This window comes from Mesorhizobium sp. P3_A9, from assembly GCF_056402975.1.
Window position 1 is genome coordinate 1 of sequence record NZ_JBFUGJ010000505.1, and the last position, 3,295, is coordinate 3,295.

Sequence of the window (3,295 nt, forward strand, 5' to 3'; positions counted from 1 at the left end):
GCTCGGCATCACCGCCGATCCCGATTTCGGCGGCASCGGCATGGGCTATCTCGCCCATGTGATYGCGGTSGAAGAGATTTCSCGCGCCTCGGCTTCGGTCGGTCTCTCCTACGGCGCCCACTCCAACCTCTGCGTCAACCAGATCAACCGCTGGGCGACGCCGGCGCAGAAGGAAAAATTCCTGCCGCCGCTGTGCTCGGGCGAGCGTGTCGGTGCGCTGGCAATGTCGGAATCCGGCGCCGGCTCCGACGTTGTCTCGCTCAAACTGCGCGCCGAGAAGCGCAATGACCGCTATGTGCTCAACGGCACCAAGATGTGGATCACCAACGGGCCGGACGCCGATACGCTGGTCGTCTATGCCAAGACCGACCCGGAGCGGAAATCGCGCGGCATCACCGCCTTCATCGTCGAGAAGACGATGGCCGGGTTCTCCGTGGCGCAAAAGCTCGACAAGCTCGGCATGCGCGGCTCCAACACCGGCGAGCTGGTGTTCGAGGATGTCGAGGTGCCGTTCGACAACGTCCTGCACGAAGAAGGCCGCGGCGTGGAGGTGCTGATGTCGGGACTAGACTATGAACGTACGGTGCTTGCCGGCGGCCCGATCGGCCTGATGGCGGCGTGCCTCGACGTGGCGATCCCCTATGTGCACGAGCGCAAGCAGTTCGGCCAGCCGATCGGCGAATTCCAGCTGGTGCAAGGCAAGCTGGCCGACATGTATACGGTGATGAATGCGGCTCGCGCCTATGTCTATGCCGTCGCCGCCGCTTGCGATCGCGGCCAGACCACCCGCAAGGACGCCGCCGGCTGCGTTTTGTTTGCCGCCGAGAAGGCGACGCTCATGGCACTCGATGCCATCCAGCTGCTGGGCGGCAACGGCTATATCAACGACTATCCGGCGGGACGCCTGCTGCGCGACGCCAAGCTCTACGAGATCGGCGCCGGCACCAGCGAAATCCGCCGCTGGCTGATCGGCCGCGAGATCATGGCGGAGGGGGTGTAGCATGGCCGTCCTCCAAACCCAGATCTCGCCTTCCTCCGACACCTTTCGCGCCAATGCCGAACGCATGCGCGCACTGGTCGCCGACATCGCCGACAAAGCCACGTCCGTCGAGCGCGGCGGCTCGGAYGAGGCGCGCGAGCGCCACGTCTCGCGTGGCAAGCTGTTGCCGCGCGARCGSCTSGCACARTTGCTCGACACCGGTTCGCCTTTCCTCGAGATCGGCCAGTTCGCGGCGTGGTCGATGTATGGCGAGGAGATTTCGTCGGCCGGCATGATCGCCGGCATCGGCCGTGTCGAAGGCACCGAGGTGATGGTCGTCGTCAACGATGCCACGGTGAAGGGCGGCACCTACTACCCGCTGACTGTGAAAAAGCACCTGCGCGCACAGGAGATCGCGCTGCAGAACAATCTGCCTTGCATCTATCTGGTCGACAGCGGCGGCGCCAACCTGCCCAACCAGGACGAGGTGTTTCCCGACCGTGAGCATTTCGGCCGCATCTTCTACAACCAGGCCAACATGTCTGCCGCCGGCATCCCGCAGATCGCCTGCGTCATGGGTTCCTGCACGGCCGGCGGCGCCTATGTGCCGGCGATGTCGGACGAGACGATCATGGTGCGCAACCAGGCAACCATCTTCCTCGGCGGCCCGCCGCTGGTGAAGGCGGCCACCGGCGAGGATGTCAGCGCCGAGGATCTGGGCGGCGCGGACGTTCATACCAGGCTTTCCGGCGTCGCCGACCACTATGCGATGGATGACGACCATGCGCTCGCCATCTGCCGTCGCATCGTAAAAAACCTGAATCGGAACAAGACCGTAAGCCTGCACTTACAGAAGTCGATTCTGCCACTTCATCCGGCAGATGAGCTCTACGGCATCGTGCCGACGGATCTGCGTCAGCCCTACGATGCGCGCGAGGTGATCGCGCGCCTTGTCGACGGGTCCGAGTTCGACGAGTTCAAGCAGAACTACGGCGCAACGCTGATCACCGGCTTTGCCCATCTCCATGGCATGCCGGTCGGCATCATCGCCAACAAYGGCGTGCTGTTTTCCGAAAGCGCGCTGAAGGGCGCGCATTTCATCGAGCTGTGTTGCCAGCGCAAGATCCCGCTTGTCTTTCTGCAGAACATCACCGGCTTCATGGTCGGCCGGAAATACGAGGCAGGCGGCATCGCCAAGGACGGCGCCAAGCTGGTGATGGCGGTTGCCACCGCGAGGGTGCCGAAGGTGACAATCATCATCGGCGGTTCATTCGGCGCCGGCAATTACGGCATGTGCGGCCGCGCTTATTCCCCGCGCTTCCTGTGGATGTGGCCGAACGCGCGCATCTCGGTGATGGGCGGTGAGCAGGCGGCAACCGTGCTTGCCATGGTCAAGCGCGAAGGCATCGAGCGCAAGGGCGGCGAATGGAGCGCCGAGGAAGAAGCAAAATTTAAGAAGCCGATCCTGATGAAATACGAGCATGAGGGCCATCCGCTCTACTCTTCCGCGCGCCTGTGGGATGACGGCATCRTCGATCCGGCGMRGACGCGCGAGGTGCTGGCGCTCAGCCTGTCKGCCGCGCTCAAYGCYGAAATCGAGGARACACGCTTCGGCGTGTTCAGGATGTRAGATGCACGGCATCGACAACGGGATGCGCACCCGCACCGGCCAAACCGCGAAACTCGACGTCGATGCCATCGCACATGACGAAACTATACTGGTCGACCATTGCTGCCTCCGGCGAAAAGTGTGCTTTTTGGATGAGGCCATCCATCCGCTCACAATATTGCGAGCCTTGGCCACGAAGCTGGCAGCGATGGAAAATAGTTGCTATTTCTCGTTCCGCACTATGCAACGGGGATGGGAAAAAAATGACGACGGAATATTTGCGGAAAGCGTCTACAGCAATACTTTCTGCACTACTGGTGTTCGCGGCTTCCGGTGTGGGCATAGCCGGGTCGCTGGCAGGAAGCGAGGGACACCAGCGTTTCCCACCGTACCTGCCGCAAAATCCCAAAGATCCCTGCACCAGAACCTACAAGGCCTATGTGGCAGCCAGCGGCCATTCAGCGTACGCGACAACGCCCTATGCTCGGATAATGTCATCCTACATAATCTGCGGCGCGCACCTCAACGCGCCATCGGTAAAGGTAGCAGAAGACCTGGCTATGAAATCCTGCCTGGCCACCCGCAGCCACTACAAGGTCACAACCGGCGGCGGTTGCGAGATCGCTTTGTCAAAATAGGGACAACTGGGCGTCAAACCGGGTACTCCCTTGGTAAGGGAGATGGCACGCCCCTCTGTTCTGCCGGAC

The 3,295-nt window shown here is 62.2% G+C and carries 3 protein-coding genes; all 3 read left to right on the forward strand.

Translation table 11 applies throughout. From position 1 onward, the window contains the following. Positions 1-1,000: isovaleryl-CoA dehydrogenase (locus AC1DX0_RS33420; RefSeq protein WP_477358636.1), on the forward strand; the 1,000-nt coding region annotated here is incomplete at its 5' end. 1 nt (position 1,001) lies between these two features. Next, the gene (locus tag AC1DX0_RS33425; RefSeq protein WP_477358638.1) at positions 1,002-2,609 is read left to right on the forward strand and encodes a carboxyl transferase domain-containing protein; all 1,608 of its coding nucleotides are present in this window, start codon (positions 1,002-1,004) and stop codon (positions 2,607-2,609) included. A gap of 242 nt (positions 2,610-2,851) precedes the next feature. Beyond that, entirely contained in the window at positions 2,852-3,226 is a 375-nt protein-coding gene (locus tag AC1DX0_RS33430; RefSeq protein WP_477219470.1) for a hypothetical protein, read from the forward strand. The last annotated feature ends 69 nt before the right edge of the window (positions 3,227-3,295 follow it).